This is a genomic window from Agaribacterium sp. ZY112 (genome assembly GCF_041346925.1).
Taxonomy (GTDB): domain Bacteria; phylum Pseudomonadota; class Gammaproteobacteria; order Pseudomonadales; family Cellvibrionaceae; genus Agaribacterium.
The window spans coordinates 306,958-326,927 of the sequence record NZ_CP166840.1 but is presented as its reverse complement, the minus strand read 5'-3'; the positions used below and the strand labels follow the sequence as shown (position 1 = coordinate 326,927).

The window sequence follows — 19,970 nt, the reverse complement described above, 5'->3', positions numbered from 1 at the left end:
GGGTTTGCTGGCAGTACACACTGCTTAAGCAATAGAGCTGAGTTCAAAAAAGGAGATCTTATGCCAAGGCTGAGTGAGTTCGTTCGAAAGACATGCGCAGTGCTCACAGGAGTGCTGTTGTACTCGGCTGTCTATGGAGAGCCGCATGGAGAGCAGGGCGGCCAAAATGATGTGCCAACTAGCTTGCAGCATTGCGATATGTTTGTTGAACAGCTAATGAGTGCTGACGGGGATGAGATTGGCTATGTCAATTACTGCTATCGAGAACAAGGAGCTGAGATCATTCGGGAGATGTCCATCAATATTCGCTGGGCTTTTTATCGTTATCGTTTGCATAGCATCGATCATGCGTTCTACTCGAGCGGGGGCCTTCAGCGTTTGCGTTCCCGTATTGATGAAAATGATTCCGAAGTTGCATTTTTATTAGAACGCTCCGATCAAGGTTGGCATTTGCAGAGTCATTATGATGCTAAGCGTGAAAGTAACGTGATTGCGCAAGCAGAGCATGAGGTGCTTGATAGCAGATTGTTCTTCCGCTTTTTACTGAGCGGCAAAGATAAGGCGAGGTTTACGGTGCTCGATCTTGATGACTTTAGTGTCAAAGATGTGGATTTATACCGTGTAGGAAAAGACCTTGTTAAGGTCGCTAATGTGCAGTACTCATGTGAAAAAATCCGTGTCGATACAAGTGCTAAAAACTCCGTCTTTTGTTTGATGGAAGTAAATGGGCGCTTATTCCCTTTGTGGGAGCAGGGAGAAGATGATGGCGAAGCGTATCTCCTGTCTACAAAGCGTCTGAATTTAGGTGCTTATAAATTATAAGGGGGGGGCTGTCACTGCTTCCACAAAAAACAGGTTCGTTAGAATTGTGGGGGAGTAATGCTGTTCCTGCCCTTGTTTGCAAGCTTTAGTTTTACGTTGATAACGTTTTTATTGAGGGCTAAGAACGACTTTTTAACCTGGGTCAAATTTCTGTGGGGCTGAAAAAATAGTACATATTTATCGTTTTTGTGTACTTAAAGTGGGTGCTTGGGCCTTGTTATAGTTTGTTCAAATCTTGATTATTTGTTCTGCAAAAAGAGATGGTTGTCAGAACGTTAGATACAGCATTACTAACTTACAGGAGAGCCATATGAGCGCCGATTTACCTTCAGCAGCCCGCGTTGCCGTACTTACCGAACTGAGAAAGTTTGAACTCCAAGAGTTCTCGTTGCCAGAGATTTCCGATGATGAAATATTGGTGAAAGTAGAGGGCTGTGGTGTTTGTGGTACGGATGTCCATGAATATAAAAATGACCCCTTTAAGATGATTCCCGTCGTGCTTGGCCATGAGGGTACGGGGGTAATTGTTAAGCTCGGTAAAAATGTAAAAACCGATACTGTTGGCAATAAAGTTGAGCTCGGCTCTAAGCTTATTACCAGTATTATTCCCTGTGGCGAATGTGAGCCCTGTGTGTCTATGCCTGGGCGTACTAATATGTGTGAAAACATGGGTTGTTACGGTCTGATGGGGGAGCAGGAGGATAATAAATTTAATGGCTGGTTTGGCGATTACCTTGTTCTTAAAAATGGCTCGACCTTTTTTAATGTCAGTGAATTTAGCCTTGAAGAACGCATCCTTATTGAACCCGTAGCGGTGGCTGTGCATGCTGTCGAGCGTGCAAAAACCACTAACCTATTGAACTGGGCTTCTCCGGTATTGATTCAAGGCTGTGGCCCTATTGGTTTGTCGATTATTGCGGTGCTCAAATCTATGGGTATACAAACCATCATCGCTGTGGATGGTCAAGATGATAGGTTGACTATTGCTCAAGACTTGGGAGCGAACCATGTTTTGAATTTCTCCAAATACGAATCTCCAGAAAAACTTGCCGAGGCCGTTAAAGACTTAACAAATGGTCGTGGAGCTAAGTTTGCGTTCCAGTGTACGGGAGTGCCTGCTGCGGCGACCAGTGTTTGGAAGTTGATTGCTCGTGGTGGTGGTTTGTGTGAGCTGGGTTTCTTTGTTGATAATGGTGAGGCGGCTGTTAACCCTCATGTTGATATCTGTAACAAAGAGATTACTTTGGTTGGCTCTTGGGCGTACTCGCCTGAAGATTATCCAAATGCGATTGCCTGTATGAAAACAATCAAAGACATGGGCTTGCCGATTGCCCGACTGGTGACTCATTCCTTCCCGCTTGAAGAAATAACCGAGGCGGTAGAAACCAATATCCGCATGGAGGGAATTAAAGTTATCACAGTGAACAGCTAGAGCTGTTTCTTTGGCGTGCTGGCAACAGCGCGCCTGTTTTACCCTCTGCTCTTATTTAAACTATTTAGTTTTTCTCCTTGGCAAGGCTTCTTTCTACTCTTATCTCTTGTAGAATCGCCGCTAATCTTATACTTAATGCTTTTCGGGAATGGAGTCGCAGGGTGGCTATCGTACGCTTCTTTAAGAATCTTAGCGCTTTTCAGCGCGTTATCATTGGTTTGCTTTTGGGAATTGCCTCGGGTCTGTTTTTCGGTGAGGTGATGGGTAAGCTCGAAATTATTGGTAATGCCTATGTGCGCTTGTTGCAAATGACGGTACTACCTTATGTACTGGTTAGCATTATTGGCGGTCTTGGCCGTCTCGATGCGACCACAGCGCAGAAAATAGGCATGCGCGGTGGTTTGGTCATTTTGTTTTTATGGTTGTTAACCATGCTGACGTTGCTGACCTTGCCTTTAGCTTACCCTGATTGGCAAACAGCAGGCTTCTTCAGTGCGAGCATGCTCGACCCTAAGGCCGATTTTAATTTTCTCGATCTGTATATTCCTGCGAATATTTTCTATTCCCTGTCGAATACCATTGTGCCTGCTGTGGTGTTGTTTTGTTTGTTGATTGGCGGGGCCTTGATCACCGTAAAGAATAAAGGGGTGCTGCTCGATTTAACCACTAATGTTAGCGATGCTCTAATGAGGGTGGCTTCACTGGTTGGTAAGTTGGCGCCTATTGGTATTTTTGCGATTTCAGCTTCGGCTGCAGGTACTTTGGACCCTGAGGAACTTGGTAAACTGCAGGTCTTCTTATGGGTGTATCTACTTGCTTGGTTGATGCTGGCTTTATTGGCGATGCCCTTATTGGTGAAGTGGTCGACCCCGTTTTCTTATCGTGAGTTGATGCGTAATGCCGGTGAGGCAATGATTACCGCTATGGCAACCGGTACAGTTTTAGTGGTATTACCGATGATCGCCGAACGCTGTAAGGAAATGATTGAAGATAAAGGCATACAAAACAAAGAGACTGATTCCGTTATTGATGTTTTGGTGCCCACGGCATACAGCTTCCCAAGTGCTGGCACCCTTATGGGCTTGGGTTTTATTTTATTCTCGGCTTGGTATGTGGGTTCGCCTCTGGGCTTGGATCAATACGCCTCTTTTGTCGTGATGGGAGCGCTATCTGCTTTTGGTAGCATGGCGGTCGCTATTCCTTTTATGTTGGACTATTTTGGTCTTCCTGCTGATCAATTTCAGCTTTATTTATTGGGGTCGGTTGTTACCGCGCGTTTTGCCACGGCGCTGGCTGCTCTACATGGTTTTGTGGTAACTCTCTTGGTTGCTGCTGCGGTGAAGAAGCACCTGAAGTGGCGCAACTTATTTCAGGCTATGGGTATTCACTTAGGGCTGACGGCGGTGTTGATGATAGGGGCTGGCATTGTTATGACTAAAGCCATTCCCTATAACTACACGGGTGATAAAAGCTTTGAGGCGATGCGCTTAACCAATAATCTCGTTAAGGTCCACAAAGAAGAGCCACAAGCTCTTACTGCTGAGCAATTGGCGATGGAAAGGCTGGCCTTGATTCGTGAGCGAGGAAGCTTAAGAGTAGGGTATTTCCCTGATCGTTTACCTTTTGCTTTTCGTAATGAAAAGGGCGAGGTGGTTGGTTTTGATATGGAGCTGGCGCATCAGTTAGCTTTGGATCTTGATGTTGAGCTTGTTGCACACCGTTTACATTCTAGTGTTGATAAGGCTGTAGAGGCTTTGAATAACGGCACAATAGATTTGCTTCTAGGTGGGATAACCATCACGCCTTTGCGTGCTACTCAAATTAATTTCACTGAAGCCTATACCTATCACAGCATTGGTTTGGTTGTGAAAGATAAACGTCGTGAAGAATTCCGTGAACGCTCAGATATCTTAGAAATGGAGGGTTTACGCTTAGGCATGCCTAAGGCTCGTTATTTCCAATCGCCCATTCATGAGCTTTTCCCGAATGCTGAACGTATTACGGTTGCAGGTCCACGTAATTTCTTTAAAGGCGGTGAGGATGAAAGTGTTGATGCCTTTGTGTATTCGGCCGAGGTGGCTTCAGCTTGGACGGTGCTCTATCCAGAGTACACCGTGGTGATACCTGAAGGGGTGAATATGAAGGCGCCGGTGGTCTTTGCCCTGCCTAAGCAGGATATTAGCTGGTTAATCTATATGAATACGTGGTTGTCTTTGAAGCGTGATGGCGGCGCTATTGAGCCTATCTACAATCATTGGATTTTGGGCAGAGATCCGCAAAAGGTGACTCGCCGATGGTCTGTTGCTGAGGATGTTTTTGGCTGGAATCTGTAGCAGGCGTCACTAGGGCTCTTAGTTGTACAGCTAAGAGCCCATTTATGCTGGGGATTATTTACTTGAGTTTAAGAGGAATGCGTTTGTGCTCTGCATGGCTTCTTGATAACCAGCTTGTAGGGCTTTAATGGTGTCGGGGAAGGGGCTGCCGTCTCTTTCATCCATAAATACTTTTTTGAATTCAGTGGCTAGAACAGCAACATTGTCGAAGTTGTTGTGGCAGTGAGCGGCTAGATTGCCTTTGCCAAAAAACACATCATTTTCTTTAGCATCTATATCTAAGTTCTCGACCTCGATATTGTTGAGCTGCTTCAACCAGTGGGTGATAACAGGGCGCCATTTGCTGTCTGTAATGGTTGTTGTGCCTAAGTTAAAAACCGGTGTGCGCTGTTCTTCAAAGCGGCGCCAGTTATAAGAGTGGGTGTCATAGACAATACAGTGTCCAAAGTCTTCTAACAAAGCTGTAACAAGAGCGGAGACAATACGGAAGAACTGGCTGTGTTTATTGAGGCTTGCTTGTTTTTGGGGCTCAGTTAGTGGTGTTTTCCAAACCTCTTTACCCCAGGCGCTTTCATATACGCAGGTCTCAGGGCCTCGATTCAGGTCGTATTCGTAGCGTGAGTCGTGAGCAATAAGGGTGATGGCTTGCTCAGAAATAAAGGTTCCAGTGTGTGGATCTTCTTCAAAATAGCGTTCTTGCTCGCTAAGTAGGCAGTTTTGCTCTAGCTCTTGGCGAAGTTTACTGCCATTGTGAATGGCGGCTGCAAACATAGGTTCATAGCGGTCAATTTTGATGCTAAATGCCCCCGAATCTATAGTCGCGGCAAAACTGTGGCGTTGTTTTATCTTCTCGCAAATCTGCTCTTCGCTTAAGTGCATCAATCTCTCCTTGTTGGTTCTCGCTTGGCTATGTGGTCGTGGCAGGTTAGCTTTGTTTGAGCTTGCTCGCAATGTGTTGACGGGACAATGGCAATGCCTAGGCTGCCGTTTTTTCACTGTATGATTCTCATAGACTCAAGCTTTAAATTCGACTAAAATGCCGCCCCAGCCATATGTGCGTGCAGCCTTTGGCCAGCTTTATTGCTTGGCAGTGATAGGCCCCGACACAACAAGAACATTCCAAGCGAGGAGAAGCAAAGCTTCTGCTCGCTTTTTTACAACAGTCTTACGAACAGCAACTGCATAAAAGCAGAAGCGTGCTTAACTTAGGAAAGCCAAGGTGGCTAGCTCCTGAGCACACCAAGCGCGGCTCTTTCGTTCGGCCTGTTGTAAGCTCGGGTAAGTACACACGGCACTTCTTTTTAGCATTCGGCGCGGAGGAATTTTACTTGGCCTCAGAGCAAGTAGATCTCAGTTATTTTAAGCGTGCGCAACGTCGCGAGGCCCTATTGGTCTTGGCAGATGGTAGCGTGTTCCGTGGGACCGCCATCGGCGCAGATGGTCAAAGCGTAGGTGAGGTGGTATTTAATACCGCAATCACTGGCTATCAGGAGATCCTTACAGATCCCTCCTATGCGCGTCAGATCGTGACCCTAACCTATCCTCATATCGGCAATACCGGTGTGAATAAAGAAGACGAAGAGCGCGATCAAATCTGGGCGGCTGGCCTAGTGATTCGCGACTTGCCAGAACTGGCTTCGAACTTCCGCTGTGAGCAAACCTTGGATGCTTACCTCAAAGAGCACAATATTCTTGGCATTGCCGATATTGATACTCGCCGCTTAACTCGTATCTTGCGAGATACTGGCGCACAGAGTGGCTGTATTTTAGCGGGTGATGATTTAGACGAAGCCCGCGCGCTTGAGCTTGCTAAAGGTTTTACGGGCTTAGCCGGTATGGATCTAGCCAAAGAAGTGAGCTGTAAAGAACAGCATGTTTGGGACGCTGGTAGCTGGCAGCTTGGCCAGGGTTTCCAAGGGCTACCTGAAGGTAAGCGCTTTAACGTGGTTGCTTACGATTTTGGTGCAAAAGCAAATATCTTGCGCATGCTCGTCGATCGCGGTTGTGAATTAACGGTGGTTCCTGCTCAAACGCCAGCGGCTGATGTCCTAGCCATGAACCCAGATGGTATCTTCCTAAGTAATGGCCCTGGTGACCCTGAGCCCTGTACTTACGCCATTGAAGCGGTAAGTACCTTCCTTGAGAAAGACATCCCCATTTTTGGTATTTGCTTGGGCCACCAGATCTTGGCTTTGGCCTCCGGTGCACAAACCGTGAAGATGAAGTTTGGTCACCATGGCGCAAACCACCCTGTGCAAGAGCTTGAGTCTGGTCGTGTGATGATCACCAGTCAAAACCACGGTTTTGCTGCCGATGAAGCTACTTTGCCTGCGAACCTTAAAGCGACCCACAAGTCACTGTTTGATGGTTCTTTGCAGGGCATTCATCGTGCTGACAAGCCTGCGTTCAGCTTCCAGGGGCACCCTGAAGCGAGCCCTGGCCCGCACGATGCGGCGCCCTTGTTTGACCACTTCATTGAATTAATGAACGAACGAGCCTAAGAATACAGAGCCATGCCTAAAAGAACCGACATAAAAAGCATTCTTATTATTGGCGCTGGCCCGATTGTCATCGGCCAGGCCTGTGAATTTGACTACAGTGGTGCTCAGGCTTGTAAAGCCCTGCGCGAAGAGGGTTACCGAGTTATCTTGGTGAACTCAAACCCTGCAACCATCATGACTGATCCAAGCATGGCCGATGCGACCTATATCGAGCCTATCACTTGGCAGACGGTTGAGAAAATTATCGAGAAGGAGCGCCCTGATGCGATTCTGCCAACCATGGGTGGTCAGACGGCGCTGAACTGCGCACTTGCTCTACATGACAACGGCGTACTCGACAAATACGGCTGTGAGTTGATCGGCGCCAAGCAAGATGCCATCGACAAAGCTGAAGATAGACAGCGCTTTGATAAGGCCATGAAAGACATTGGTCTTGAGTGTGCACGTGCGAAGATCGTACACACCATGGATGAAGCGTTTGAAGTACCTAAAGAGTACGGCTTCCCTGTGATTATTCGCCCAAGTTTCACCATGGGTGGTTCAGGCGGTGGTATCGCCTACAACTGGGAAGAGTTTGAAGAGATTTGTACTCGCGGTCTAGATTTGAGCCCGACCAACGAGTTGCTTATCGATGAAAGTTTGCTTGGCTGGAAAGAGTACGAGATGGAGGTGGTTCGTGATAAAAACGACAACTGCATCATCGTCTGTTCGATTGAAAACTTCGACCCGATGGGGGTGCATACTGGCGACTCCATCACCGTTGCTCCAGCCCAAACCCTGACGGACAAAGAATACCAGATCATGCGTAACGCCTCAGTGGCGGTACTGCGTGAGATCGGTGTTGAAACCGGCGGCTCAAACGTACAGTTTGCGGTGAACCCAAAAGACGGCCGTATGGTTGTGATCGAGATGAACCCGCGTGTGAGCCGTTCATCAGCCTTGGCTTCTAAAGCGACTGGTTTCCCTATTGCTAAAATCGCCGCTAAGTTGGCGGTGGGTTATACCCTCGATGAGCTTCAGAACGACATTACAGGTGGTGCGACTCCGGCCTCCTTTGAGCCGAGCATCGACTACGTTGTGACTAAAGTGCCTCGTTTCACCTTTGAGAAATTTGGTGATGCTGATGCGCGCCTAACCACACAGATGAAATCTGTAGGCGAAGTGATGGCGATTGGTCGTAATTTCCAAGAGAGTTTGCAAAAAGCTCTGCGTGGTTTGGAAGTGGGGTCTGCAGGTTTTGAGCCGATAGTTGATCTTGAAGACGATGAGGCCTTAGTTAAGATTCGTCGCGATTTAAATACCCCTGGTGCCGAGCGTATTTGGTATGTCGCCGACGCCTTCCGCGCCGGTATGAGCATCGATGAGGTCTTTGAGCAAAGCGCCATTGATCGTTGGTTCTTGGTGCAGATTGAAGACATCATCAAGGCCGAAAAAGCGCTCAGCTCTATGGGTTTAAGCGACCTTGATGCCGACATTATGCGTCAACTTAAGCGCAAGGGGTTCAGCGACAAGCGCTTAAGTGAATTGCTTGGTGTGAGCGAAAAGAACCTGCGTGAATTGCGCCACAAGTTTGAAGTTTTCCCTGTCTACAAGCGTGTGGATACCTGTGCAGCTGAGTTCTCAACGTCTACAGCTTACATGTACAGCACCTACGACGAAGAGTGTGAGTCCAACCCTAGCGATCGTGACAAAATCATGGTGCTTGGTGGCGGCCCTAATCGCATTGGTCAGGGTATTGAGTTTGATTACTGTTGTGTACACGCGGCTTTGGCTGCGCGTGAAGACGGTTTTGAAACCATTATGGTTAATTGTAATCCTGAAACCGTTAGTACCGACTATGACACTTCTGATCGTTTGTACTTTGAGCCAGTTACGCTCGAAGATGTATTGGAAATTGTTTATAAAGAAAACCCCAAAGGTGTGATTGTTCAGTTTGGTGGTCAAACGCCGCTTAAATTGGCAAATGCCCTACAGGCTGCTGGTGTGCCGATTATTGGTACTAGCCCAGAGGCTATCGATCGCGCAGAAGATCGTGAATTGTTCCAGCAAATGATTGAGCGTTTAGGCTTATTGCAGCCTAAAAACGCCATTGTGCGCTCAACAGAAGAGGCCATTCATCAGGCTGAAAAAGTAGGTTACCCGCTGGTTGTTCGTCCGTCCTATGTACTTGGTGGTCGGGCAATGGAAATCGTCTACAACGAAAAAGAGCTGCGCCGCTACATGACCGAAGCGGTTAAAGTCAGTGAAGATTCGCCGGTGTTGTTGGATCACTTCCTTAACAATGCGATTGAAGTTGATATCGATGCCGTCAGTGACGGGAAAGATGTTGTGATCGGTGCGATCATGCAGCACATTGAGCAATGTGGTGTTCACTCTGGTGACTCAGCATGTTCATTGCCTCCTTATAGTTTGGATGCCGATGTGCAAGATCAAATGCGCGAGCAAGTGCGTAAGATGGCTGTTGAGCTTGGTGTCGTTGGTCTGATGAATACGCAGTTGGCTTATCAAGACGGCAAAATCTATGTGATCGAGGTGAACCCTCGCGCCTCACGTACTGTGCCTTTTGTTAGTAAATGTATCGGTACCAGCTTGGCGAAAGTGGCGGCTCGCTGTCAAACGGGTATGAGCTTGGCAGAGGCCGGTTTCACTAAAGAAATCGTACCTGAGTTCATGAACGTTAAAGAAGCGGTTTTCCCGTTTAATAAGTTCCCTGCAGTTGACCCGATTCTCGGTCCTGAGATGAAGAGTACCGGTGAGGTAATGGGCACTGGTGATACCTTCGCTGAAGCTTTCTCTAAGGCACAGATGGGGTCTGGATCGGCATTGCCGTCTGAAGGCACCGCATTTTTAAGTGTGCGCGACTTTGATAAAGACGGCATTGTTGTGATTGCTAAAGAGCTTCACGACTTGGGTTTCAGCATCGTGGCTACCCGAGGCACTGCGAAAGTTATCGAAGCGGCTGGCATTGACGTTAAAGTAGTAAACAAAGTGACGGAAGGTCGACCTCATGCTGTTGATTTGATTAAAAATGGCGAAATCCAATTAATTATCAATACCACGGAAGGTAAAGCAGCGACAAAAGACTCTGCTTCTATCCGTCGTGGTGCAGAGGCGAGTCACGTTTATTACACCACCACACTTGCAGCGGGTAATGCTTTGTGCATGGCTTTACGTTTTGGTCAAAATCATACTGTTCGACCTTTGCAAGAGCTGCACAAGCTGGTTGAAGAATAAGGAATCATTCTATGCAAAAGTATCCTATGACAGTTGTGGGCGAAAAGGCTCTTCGTGATGAGCTTGAAAACCTCAAAAAAGTAGTGCGTCCAGAAATTGTTGCTGCCATCGCTGAAGCACGTGAGCATGGCGATTTGAAAGAGAATGCCGAGTATCATGCAGCGCGTGAGCAACAAGGCTTCTGTGAGGGGCGTATTCAGGAGATTGAAGCTAAGCTCAGCACGGCGCAGGTGATTGATGTGACTGCCATGCCTAAAACAGGTCGTGTTATCTTTGGTACTACAGTTGATTTAATTAACTGTGAGAATGATGAAGAGCTTACTTATCAGATTGTAGGTGAAGATGAGGCTGACATTAAAGCTAATAAAATCTCCGTGACTTCTCCAATTGCGCGTGCGCTTATTGGCAAGGAAGAAGGTGAAGTTACGGTGGTGCTTGCTCCAGGCGGTGAGATTGAATACGAGATTGCCGAAGTGAAATATATCTAGCTTCAAAGGTTGTCTTAAAGCACTTTGTTAGGCTTTGATTAATCCGGTACTCACGCTTGTGGCTACCGGATTTTTTATGCCTGCTCCTTCGCTTTAGGCTCTTCGGCTAAGGCTTTTGGTTCAGACGCTGAAGGGCTCTATTGCTAGGGGAGTAGGGTTAATGTCAGTCGCAGTGCTATCCGTAATAAGTATTAGAAAAAGTACTAAGGCAATCGACATATTTGTGAAGGCCTGCTCACTGCTCGGCGGCTGAAGTCATTTAAACTGAGCGCATTCCATAGCCAACGTATCCGATATGTTTAAACAATTATTCTTAATACTGTCATCGCTCGGCCTCTTGTATGTCTATGCAAGCGTAGCGGAGGCAGAGCCTAAGCAGCAAAGTACGTCTCTTGAGGTGATCGACTCTTATCTAGAGATGCATACAGGGCCAGGTCGAGGCTACCCCGTATTCTTTGTGGTGGAGCAAGGTGACAAGATTGAAGTATTAACCCGCCGGCCAGATTGGTATGAAGTTCGTAGTGCGGGCGATAAAGTGGGGTGGGTAAAAGCCTCTCAACTTGGCCGAACCTTACAGGCAAGTGGTGAACCTGCCGATTTGCCTTCGGTTGGTTATGGTGATTACGTTAAGAATCGCTGGCGAGTAGGTATGAATGCCGGTTTGCTTAGCGCAGAAGAGCTAGATGATGCTCAAACCTTTAATGCCACTTTAGCTTATTACCCTTTGAGTTATTTGGGGGCTGAACTAGAGGCTGGTAAGTTTTACGGTGACGAAGCTAGGGGCTCTCAATTAGGACTTACGGCCGTCTTTGAGCCTTTCCCTTTGTTTAAGGCGACCTCAAGTTGGCGAGTCTCACCTGCTTTCACTTATGGCTTAGGGCGTACAGATTTTTCCGTTCAGCCGCGACAAATAACAGGTGATTTAGATAGTGCTGATCACTCAGTGATGGGCGCACGTTTGAATGTCTACCTCGGCCGTAATTTTATTATGCGTGGTGAATACCGCACCTTAACCCTTGATACCAACGACAAAGAGGAATTCGACACATGGTTGTTCGGTTTCAGCACGTTCTTTTAAGTTTTAGCTTATTGCTTGCAGCGCTATCTGGCCATGCCCAAGATGCTAGGCCGAATTTGGATAATGAATTATTTGAGTTTGGTGTTGATGCTGGAGTACTCGCTATACAAGATTTTAACACTGAGTTAGCTGCAGGTTTTAATGCGACTTTCCACGGCTCGGAAGACTTCTTTTTGCAGTTTAATTACCTAACTGCGGATGCCGGTTATAGCGCCTTTGAAAATAGTCAGGGCCCTTATTTTGAAGGGGATGATCGCCGTTTTACTCACTACGATCTACTGCTAGGTTATAACTTGCTGGCTGGAGAGCTTTACCCTAGTGAGGGGGTGAGTACCTTAAGTAATCTGTATCTTGTTGCGGGCGTAGGTAATAATAGCTTTGGTGGTGAAGAAAGTTTTGGCGCAAGCCTCGGTTTGGGCTACAAGCTGGGCCTGACTAGGCGCTTAAATTTGCGTTTCGATTTTCGTGATCATATCTACCAAAGTGACTTGATTAAGAATGATGCCACTACCCACAATACTCAATTAAGTATTGGTATTGGTTACTTGCTCTAGTGCTTCTTTAAACGAGTGGTAGCTGTGTCTTAGTGCTACTCTTTATTCTTATTCTATTCATTTCTTGTGTTCCCACTCTGCTCTCTTTAATCCTTTTTGCTTGCTGTTTTTCAGGGGATGATGTTGGTTGCGAAAGTGGGTATGTGCTGAGTGTCGTTTAGCTGTTCTAGGTGACTCTGAGCTTATAGTTTTTAGCGGCCGGCCTCAGATGCGAGAGGCATTCGATGGTTTTCGTGGTCGAATTGGGGGGCTTTAAAGATTTATGTTGTGTATTGGCCAGCCACTTAAAGTGACTGGCTTTTTTGTGTCTGTACGCAGGGCTTAGAACAGGGCATTTAGGCCAAAAGAGGCTTCTATGTTCTGGGTCAGTTTGCTTTCACCCAAGAAATCACGTGTAACGATATGGTCGCGCATACGCAAGTCTGCACTTAGCCAATCAGTTAATACGAGTTTGTAGGTGGCACCAATAACGGCTCCGGTGTTGGTTTCACCTGCAAAGCTACTGCTCTCAACGCCAAAGTCAGCGTAGAGGTGAGTATTGAATTTGTGAGAGCGGCCCAAGAAACTTCGACCTTGTAAAAATTCGTAGCTGCCAAGAAGGGATAGGTATTGAAAGCCGGAATCTCGGTCTTCGACGAAGTCACCACCAATAACCTCTTCAAAAGAAGCTTCTGCAGCGGCAGACTGGCCGTACTCTACATTGATACGCCACTTATCATTAATGTGGTAGCTTGCGCTGAGGCCCAGTAAAGTGACCGTATTAAAGTCTTCAAGCGAGATAAAGCCTGCGTAGCCACCGAGCTCAAAATGCTCATCGTCAATAGCAGCGCTTTTTATTTCTTGAGTCTTTTTTACTGGCTCAATGATGGTCACTTCTTTGGGCTCTTGTCCGGCTTCGCCAATGGTTTGTGCTTGCGCGAGCGTTGTTGCAGAGCTCATAACAAGCAGGGTGCTTAGTAGTTTTTTCACAGTATCAAGATCCAAGGGCTGATAGAGGGCCGCTTTATAGCTGCCAGTTTACAGGTGACTATATCAAAGGCCGTTGATCTTGCGGCTTGATGAACTGCACAAAAGTGACGCTTCACATGCTTTAGTACCAAAAATGGTATTAGTGCACATTCGTTAGATGTCATACTTCAGAGCGTGAACGGCTTCACACCTGTCTTTTTAATGTGTTTTATTTTTAACCAGTAGGCGTCAGAATCCACCACCTGCTCCTTTTGCATTAGATTAAGTGCTTAGGTGAGCAAGAGAAACCAGATTTAACCTAGGCTAAGCCTCCGTACGATAGGAGTTGCCCAGTTATTACAACCACCAAGACCTATTTATGATGCTTAATAAGCTATTTGCGACACTGTTTTTGTCATTGCTCTGCTTGGCAGTGCAAGCTAATGACCAAGCTTCGGCAAATTTACCTGCGAATGATAAAGAAAACCTTCGCGAAATAGAGAAGCTATCGAGTGATATCCAGAACCTTAAGCTCGGTGTGATTGATCTCAATAAGGAGCTTCTCGAGCTGGAAGAGCAGCTGCTTTACCCCTCTAGCACTAAGTACACGGTGTTTGTTTCAGTTACTGGTGGTCAATTTTTCACCTTAGAAAGTATCAAGTTTAAGCTAGATGGCAAGCTTGTTGTGACTCAGCTTTATGATCAGCAAAAGCGTGATGCCTTAGTTCGTGGCGGCATTCATAAATTATTTGTTACTAACTTAAGTGAAGGCAAGCATACCGCTACGGTGTTTTTTACGGGGCTAGGCCCTAATGCTACGCCTTATAAGCGAGCTGCCGAGTTGAGTTTTGAGAAGTCTGTGGGTCAGGGCTTTTTGGAGTTGGTGATTAAAGATAATAGCTCTGCCTTAGAAGCAGATTTTGAACTGCGTCAGTGGTAGCAGCGGAGCATAGACATTGCTTATAACGAACTTAATTCAGCTCCTTTATCCCGTATTGATACGCATAGTGCTTATTGCAGTCATTGCTTTAACGGTGTGTTCTAGCGCTTATGCTCTGAGCAAAAAAGCAGAGAAAAAGCGCGAAGAGCTTTATTACGGTACGGTTTTATTTGAATTGTATCAGCGTGATTTTTTTAATGCGCTTATTAATAATGCTCAGGTTGAATCTGCCCAAAATAGATATGCGGTCAATGAAGATGGTCGTCTGCTTAAAGCTGGTATGCAGCTAAGCTACGGTTTACCTGAGAGTGCTCGCAGCATATTTAAACAAACTTTAGATCATAGTGAAGATCAAGTCGTTCGCAATGCCGCATGGTATTACCTTGCTAAATTGTATTATGCCAAGTCGAATACACCTGCTGCAAAAGAGGCTCTTTCTCATATTCGCGGTGCAATACAAAAAGATCTTCATATCGATTATCACTACCTAAGCTCTCTTATTGGCGGTGCTGGTGATCATTTGGATAGCAGTCGTGAGGCGCTAGATAGGCTTAAAGATGAACTGCCTGAATATCCTTATTATCTATTTAACTTTGCTGTCACTGCGCTTGATGAAGGGCGTGTTGAGGATGCTCGATCACTTATGGCCGAGGTTCAAACTTACGCTTATTTAGGTGAAGAGTATGAGGTACTTGCTGATCGTGCTAAGCATGGCCTTTCTATTGTTGCGAGCCAGCAAGGAGATCTTGCTGAGGCGTGGCGTCAATTAAGTTCAGTTAGAACAACGGGCTTATACAGTAATCGCGCTCTGCTCTCATATGCATGGACGGCTATTAAACTTAAGCAATACAAGGCAGCTATACCCGCCTTGCAAATATTAGATAGTCGTTCAATTGCTTTGCCTGAAGTGCAAGAGTCGAAAGTATTGTTGGCTCATCTTTATGAGCAAGACCAGTTGCCACGTAAAGCCTTAAAGCAAAATATTGTTGCTGAAAAAGAATTCGCCTCAGGCTTGTTAATGCTTGATGAGGCAGAACGCATTATTAATATGAAGGATGTTCCCAAAGAGTTTATCGCTAACTTAAATAATATTGTTAGAGAAACAGACTGGTATGGAGAACGCCCAGAGGTTGATTATAGAAAACTTACTCCTTTTCTAATTGACCTATTAGCGGCTAATAATTTTAACGAAGTATTGAGAGAACTTGGGGATCTATATTCAGTGCAAGAAAACCTTGAATATTGGTCTTTGCAAGAAGAGCAGCACCTTCTTATTTTAGAGGAATCTAAAAAGAAAGATTTTGATGCTAAGACGCGAGAGCATATTAATGATAGAGACAAGCTTGCAAAGCAATTGGCTCGCTTGGAAAAAGAACAGCGTTTATTGTTGTTGTCGCTTGAACAAGACGAGCAAGATCGTTTTGAAGCCCTGCTGGGGGCAACGCGAACAGAGTTAGAGAAAGTAAATGAGAGAATAAGGCTTGTTAAAGAAATTGAAGAGCCCTATAGGCCTCCGTCGCATTTGGCTCCTGAAATCAAAATAAAACAGCAACAGATACGTGAAAAGCTAGCAGTCACTAATGAGCTGGTCGAGCGTCTTGAAGTTATTGTTCGTGCACAGGTTAAACATGAATTAAGTCGCCACCGTTCGCGCATGACTTATTATCAGGCTCAGGCTCGGTTAGCAAAAGCCCGTCTTTATGACGCCACTTTGCAAGATCTTAATAAAGCTAAAAAACGTGTAAAGCAGCAAGCAAGTGAAGTAGGAAAACAATGATGAGTAAATACCGTTTGCTCTACATAAGCATCATGGCCTTAGGGTTAAGTGCTTGTGGTGGTAATACAAAAACCTTAGGGCAGCTTGAATACGAGCCTGAGGAAGAACAGGAAATCGAATTTGAGGCTTTAAGTCACGAACAAGTTCGAGAAGAGTACAAAGAATTATTGGATGTTTTTGAGGATGAGAAGCTAAAAGAGAATATTGAACGTCGTATTGCCGATGTGTATATGCTTGAAGGTGCTCAAGATCAGGCCGAAAACACACAAGATGCGAGCTATTACGTTGATGCAATTAAAGCCTATCGTAATATTTTAGAGCGCTATCCAAATAGCCCCGATAATGCAGAGGTCTTATATCAGTTAGCTAAAGCTTATGATATGGAGGGGCAGCAAGATGAGGCTCAGGCCATGCTTGAGCAACTGGTGAGCCGCCATCCTACTTATGCTAATAATGCTGAAGCGTACTTTAGGCTAGGTGATATTTATTTTAGTCATGAGCGCTATAGTGACGCCGAAAAAGCTTATCAATCGGTAACAGAGATAGGCGGTGGCAGCATTACGCTTAACGCCCACTATATGCTTGGTTGGTCCCAGTATAAACGCTCGCAGTTCCGCGCTTCTGCTCGCAGTTTTGCCTTTGTGCTTGATAGCCTGCTTGGCGCCAATGAAGGCACGGATCAACTTGATAAAAAGCAAGCGGCTGTTGCCGAAGATGCCATTCATTCTTTAAGTCTAGCGTTGGATAAAATTGGCGGTGCCGATGCCATCGCCAGCTTGGATCAGTTGGATCAAAAAGTTTACGTCTGGCTAGTTTATGAAAAGCTTGGCCAATTTTATTTTGACAAAGAATTGTATGAGCAAGCTGCTCACAGTTATCGTGCCTTCTTGGATAATAATGCAAACAGTAAGCGAGCCCCTGCTTTCCATGAGAAAATAATTACTACCTATGTCGATGGTGGTTTCCCTAAGCGCGCCTTAGATGAGAAGTATAATTTCATTAATCGTTTTGGTATTTATTCTGAATATTATAAAGAGCATGGCGCCATTGATTCGACCTTGGCATCACTTAAGATCTATTTGGACGAACTAGCTCGCCACAACTATGCGCAAGGCCTTGCGGCGGGTAAAGCTGTTGAAGAGCTTAAGCAGCAGAAAGATCTGGATGTAGACAAAATTTCAGAAAGCTCGGAGAAAGAAAAATCTAGCTTCACTTTGGCCGCCACGTTTTATGGCCAATACATCGAAACCTTTCCCGATGATGAACGTATCGATGAGGTTATCTTCTTGCAGGCAGAGGCGTGGTTTGTTGCGGGTCGTTATGACTTAGCCGCTAAAGGTTATGAACATGTTGCTTATAACCCTAAAGGATCAAGTGCAAAACAACATGCAGCTGATGCTGGTTATGCCGCCATCATCGCTTACCAAAAGTATGTAGAAAGTTTGAGCGATAACAGTGAAGAGAAAAAGCAATGGCAGGCGAGTGCTGTTGATTCTATGTTGCACTTTGCTGAGGTTTATCACAGTGATGAGCGTTCGCCTGGGGTATTAACCAATGCTGCAGAATATCTATTTGGTTTAGATCAGTATCAGCGTGCCATCGATATTGGTTTGAATTTATTGGATGGTAACGAGCAATTGGATCCTGAACTGAGCAAAACTGCTCTAGGTATTGTTGCGCACTCTTACTTTAAGTTAGAAAACTATGAGCGTGCTCAGCATTTTTATTATGAGCAGAGAACCTTTGTTGATTCCGAAAGTGACGAATACAAAGCTATTTCTGAACGCTTAGCGTCAACCACATATAAATTATCAGAAACTCGTTTAAACGAAGAACGTGCAGACGAAGCCATTGCTGAATTGTTAAAAATTAAAGCTTGGACGCCCAATTCTCCAGTGCGAGTTATTGCGCAATATGATGCTGCAACCTTGATGCTTGAAAACAAATACTGGGATAAAGCCATTGTTGAGCTGCAAGAGCTTAAGCAGCTTTTCCCTAAGCATGAATTGGCGGCAGAATTCCCTCGCAAGCTTGCCTTTGCTTATCGTTCAAATGAACAATGGGCTGAAGCTTCAGAAGCCTATATGTTTTTGTATCAGCGCGATAAAGATCCCGAAGTACAGCGAGAGGCTTTATTTAGTGCCGCAGAGATGTTTGAGGCAAATAAAGATTACGAGACAGCCATTGTTAAGTTTCGTCGTTATGCATACAACTACGAAGATCCTTTTGATGTAAGAATGGAGGCTCGTTACAAATTAGCCTCGATCTATGACCAAGTTGGCGATAAGAATAAATCGTTATATTGGTTGCGACGTATTATTGATGGCGACAAAAAAGCTGGTGATCAGCGTACCGAGAGAAGCCGCTGGTTAGCTGCTTGGGCCCATATGGAATATGGTGATTATTTTGCTTCTGAATTCCAGCGTAAAAAATTACGTCTGCCGTTAGCGAAAAGTTTGCCACTTAAGCAAAAGGCGATGGGAGATGCGATCTCGCGTTACGAGCAGAGTGCCGACTTAGGCTTCCTTGAGTTTGTCACTCAGTCAGGTTACAAAATTGCGGGTTTATATACCGATTTAGCCGATTCGGTACAGCAAAGTCCTAGACCAAGAGCCTTAAAGGGTGGGGATTTAGATACTTATAATAATGTACTGCAGCAGCAGAGTCAGCCTTTAGTCGATGTCGCCATACAGTTGCATATGGCGAATGTTGAGCGCGCTTGGCAAGGTTTGTATAACACGTGGATCCAGAAAAGCTTTGATCAATTAAAGCAGCTGAACCCTGAACGATTTAATAAACAAGAAAGCTTGAGTAATTATGGTGAAGAAATCCGCTAAGCCTTGGCTTATTGTTGCAGCCGTGGTTTTTTTACTTGGTTGCAACAGCACGCCCCAAAAAGATCAGCTTGACCCTGAGCCTAAAGCAGAGTTAATGGTCAGCGAAAACTATATTCCTGTTGTACAGAAGGATAAAACCGGCTTGCCCGTGCCTTATGTGGCTGCGCCTAATCCTTATAGCGGCCAAAAAGGGCGTATCGATAAAGAGGCAATCGTTCAATTTATTGATGCCCAGCGTGCTTATAGTGCCGGTAATTACGCACAAGCTAAAATCATGGCGCAAAGCTTAACCGTGAATTACAAAAAGTTGAGTGGGCCTTGGGTATTGCTTGGCGATATTGAGCTTGAGGAGAAGCAGCTAGAAGCGGCAGAGGCTGCCTATGCGACAGCCATCATTGTTAATCAAGACAATGTAAATGCCTACCTTAAGCAGGCCTTGGTTCAGCGCGAGCAGGGCGAGTACCTTGAGGCTCAAAACACCCTGGTTGAAGCTTTACAAAGTTGGCCTGATTTCCCAGAGGCGCATCTTAACTTGGCGATTGTCTATGACTTGTACCTGAACCATCCTATTCGTGCGCAACGCCACTATGAGGCCTATCAGTTTTTGACTGACGCTAAAGATGCCAATGGACAGCGCTGGTTAGAAGAAATTCAGGTGCGCACAGGCTTGCCTTTGCAATTACAGGTGGGGGATGATCAGGCGCCCGAAGTGGAGTTAGGTGATGAGTAAAGCCGCACGTTTTTTAGCTTTTTTGCTGGTTTTTTCTTCAGTTGTGAGCTTTGCCGCAGACGAAGAGCCCGAACATTTGTTAAAAATCGAATCAACGATAACAGGCGACAAGGAACAGCCCGCCGTAAGTTATTTTGTGCCATGGCAAGAAGTCGGAACGCCCGATAAATTGCAGTGGCAAATGGATGAAAAATACGACGATACGTTAAACAAGGCAGATCGAGATATCATGCTGCGTTCTATACGTATTTACGACCAAATGAATATAGAAAACCCAAACGCTCAACCTTGAGCGG

Annotated in this window: 15 protein-coding genes; 13 read left to right on the top strand and 2 right to left on the bottom strand. The window is 45.7% G+C overall.

All coding sequences use genetic code 11. The features are described from left to right. The first annotated feature begins 60 nt into the window (after nucleotides 1–60). From AB1S55_RS01480 to AB1S55_RS01470, 3 genes are all read left to right on the top strand, one after another. Nucleotides 61–822, top strand: a complete 762-nt coding sequence (locus tag AB1S55_RS01480; protein WP_370980004.1) for a hypothetical protein — start codon at nucleotides 61–63, stop codon at nucleotides 820–822. Nucleotides 823–1,132: 310 nt separating this feature from the next. Continuing rightward, on the top strand, nucleotides 1,133–2,254 hold the full coding sequence (locus AB1S55_RS01475) for a zinc-binding dehydrogenase (RefSeq protein WP_370980003.1): 1,122 nt from the start codon (nucleotides 1,133–1,135) through the stop codon (nucleotides 2,252–2,254). Between the two features lie 161 nt (nucleotides 2,255–2,415). Beyond that, nucleotides 2,416–4,587: a cation:dicarboxylate symporter family transporter gene (locus tag AB1S55_RS01470; protein ID WP_370980002.1), complete on the top strand. Its 2,172-nt coding sequence runs from the start codon at nucleotides 2,416–2,418 to the stop codon at nucleotides 4,585–4,587. Nucleotides 4,588–4,641: 54 nt separating this feature from the next. On the opposite strand, the gene AB1S55_RS01465 is transcribed toward AB1S55_RS01470, so the two are convergent. Then, a complete protein-coding gene (locus tag AB1S55_RS01465) occupies nucleotides 4,642–5,466 on the bottom strand; it encodes an N-formylglutamate amidohydrolase (protein WP_370980001.1) in 825 nt (274 codons plus the stop codon). A 449-nt stretch (nucleotides 5,467–5,915) separates the two neighbouring features. On the opposite strand from AB1S55_RS01465, the gene carA reads away from it, so the two are divergent. The 5 genes from carA (at nucleotide 5,916) to AB1S55_RS01440 (ending at nucleotide 12,442) form a co-directional block, all read left to right on the top strand. Further along, a complete protein-coding gene (carA, locus tag AB1S55_RS01460; RefSeq protein ID WP_370980000.1) occupies nucleotides 5,916–7,088 on the top strand; it encodes a glutamine-hydrolyzing carbamoyl-phosphate synthase small subunit in 1,173 nt (390 codons plus the stop codon). Between the two features lie 12 nt (nucleotides 7,089–7,100). After that, nucleotides 7,101–10,322, top strand: coding sequence for a carbamoyl-phosphate synthase large subunit (gene carB, locus AB1S55_RS01455; RefSeq protein WP_370979999.1), 3,222 nt, complete (start codon nucleotides 7,101–7,103; stop codon nucleotides 10,320–10,322). 11 nt (nucleotides 10,323–10,333) lie between these two features. Next, nucleotides 10,334–10,810, top strand: a complete 477-nt coding sequence (gene greA / locus AB1S55_RS01450) for a transcription elongation factor GreA (protein ID WP_370979998.1) — start codon at nucleotides 10,334–10,336, stop codon at nucleotides 10,808–10,810. Nucleotides 10,811–11,105: 295 nt separating this feature from the next. Further along, complete coding sequence (locus AB1S55_RS01445) at nucleotides 11,106–11,888, top strand: SH3 domain-containing protein (RefSeq protein WP_370979997.1); 783 nt, start codon at nucleotides 11,106–11,108, stop codon at nucleotides 11,886–11,888. After that, nucleotides 11,858–12,442, top strand: coding sequence for an outer membrane beta-barrel domain-containing protein (locus AB1S55_RS01440; RefSeq protein WP_370979996.1), 585 nt, complete (start codon nucleotides 11,858–11,860; stop codon nucleotides 12,440–12,442). The genes AB1S55_RS01445 and AB1S55_RS01440 overlap by 31 nt, the downstream gene beginning before the upstream one ends. Nucleotides 12,443–12,763: 321 nt before the next feature. On the opposite strand, the gene AB1S55_RS01435 is transcribed toward AB1S55_RS01440, so the two are convergent. Further along, nucleotides 12,764–13,411: an outer membrane beta-barrel domain-containing protein gene (locus AB1S55_RS01435; protein WP_370979995.1), complete on the bottom strand. Its 648-nt coding sequence runs from the start codon at nucleotides 13,409–13,411 to the stop codon at nucleotides 12,764–12,766. Nucleotides 13,412–13,769: 358 nt separating this feature from the next. Between AB1S55_RS01435 and AB1S55_RS01430 the strand changes: the two genes are divergently transcribed. Genes AB1S55_RS01430 through AB1S55_RS01410 form a run of 5 tightly spaced genes read left to right on the top strand, consistent with a single transcriptional unit; the run spans nucleotide 13,770 to nucleotide 19,966 of the window. Then, nucleotides 13,770–14,330 (top strand): AraC family transcriptional regulator, encoded by a 561-nt coding sequence (locus AB1S55_RS01430; protein WP_370979994.1) that lies wholly within the window; start codon nucleotides 13,770–13,772, stop codon nucleotides 14,328–14,330. Between the two features lie 16 nt (nucleotides 14,331–14,346). Continuing rightward, the gene (locus AB1S55_RS01425) at nucleotides 14,347–16,107 is read left to right on the top strand and encodes a tetratricopeptide repeat protein (RefSeq protein WP_370979993.1); all 1,761 of its coding nucleotides are present in this window, start codon (nucleotides 14,347–14,349) and stop codon (nucleotides 16,105–16,107) included. Beyond that, on the top strand, nucleotides 16,104–18,944 hold the full coding sequence (locus tag AB1S55_RS01420) for a tetratricopeptide repeat protein (RefSeq protein WP_370979992.1): 2,841 nt from the start codon (nucleotides 16,104–16,106) through the stop codon (nucleotides 18,942–18,944). Before AB1S55_RS01425 ends, AB1S55_RS01420 begins: the two co-directional genes overlap by 4 nt. Continuing rightward, a complete protein-coding gene (locus tag AB1S55_RS01415; protein ID WP_370979991.1) occupies nucleotides 18,925–19,674 on the top strand; it encodes a tetratricopeptide repeat protein in 750 nt (249 codons plus the stop codon). The genes AB1S55_RS01420 and AB1S55_RS01415 overlap by 20 nt, the downstream gene beginning before the upstream one ends. Then, the gene (locus AB1S55_RS01410; RefSeq protein WP_370979990.1) at nucleotides 19,667–19,966 is read left to right on the top strand and encodes a hypothetical protein; all 300 of its coding nucleotides are present in this window, start codon (nucleotides 19,667–19,669) and stop codon (nucleotides 19,964–19,966) included. The genes AB1S55_RS01415 and AB1S55_RS01410 overlap by 8 nt, the downstream gene beginning before the upstream one ends. Nucleotides 19,967–19,970 lie beyond the last annotated feature (4 nt).

Excerpts from the sequence above, each read along its gene's own strand:
- AB1S55_RS01475 (WP_370980003.1), top strand. The coding sequence starts at position 1,133 with ATGAGCGCCGATTTACCTTCAGCAGCCCGCGTTGCCGTACTTACCGAA.
- AB1S55_RS01410 (WP_370979990.1), top strand. The coding sequence starts at position 19,667 with ATGAGTAAAGCCGCACGTTTTTTAGCTTTTTTGCTGGTTTTTTCTTCA.
- AB1S55_RS01420 (WP_370979992.1), top strand. The coding sequence starts at position 16,104 with ATGATGAGTAAATACCGTTTGCTCTACATAAGCATCATGGCCTTAGGG.
- AB1S55_RS01480 (WP_370980004.1), top strand. The coding sequence starts at position 61 with ATGCCAAGGCTGAGTGAGTTCGTTCGAAAGACATGCGCAGTGCTCACA.
- AB1S55_RS01415 (WP_370979991.1), top strand. The coding sequence starts at position 18,925 with ATGGTGAAGAAATCCGCTAAGCCTTGGCTTATTGTTGCAGCCGTGGTT.
- AB1S55_RS01465 (WP_370980001.1), bottom strand. The coding sequence starts at position 5,466 with ATGCACTTAAGCGAAGAGCAGATTTGCGAGAAGATAAAACAACGCCAC.
- AB1S55_RS01430 (WP_370979994.1), top strand. The coding sequence starts at position 13,770 with ATGATGCTTAATAAGCTATTTGCGACACTGTTTTTGTCATTGCTCTGC.
- AB1S55_RS01445 (WP_370979997.1), top strand. The coding sequence starts at position 11,106 with ATGTTTAAACAATTATTCTTAATACTGTCATCGCTCGGCCTCTTGTAT.
- carB (WP_370979999.1), top strand. The coding sequence starts at position 7,101 with ATGCCTAAAAGAACCGACATAAAAAGCATTCTTATTATTGGCGCTGGC.
- greA (WP_370979998.1), top strand. The coding sequence starts at position 10,334 with ATGCAAAAGTATCCTATGACAGTTGTGGGCGAAAAGGCTCTTCGTGAT.
- AB1S55_RS01440 (WP_370979996.1), top strand. The coding sequence starts at position 11,858 with ATGGTTGTTCGGTTTCAGCACGTTCTTTTAAGTTTTAGCTTATTGCTT.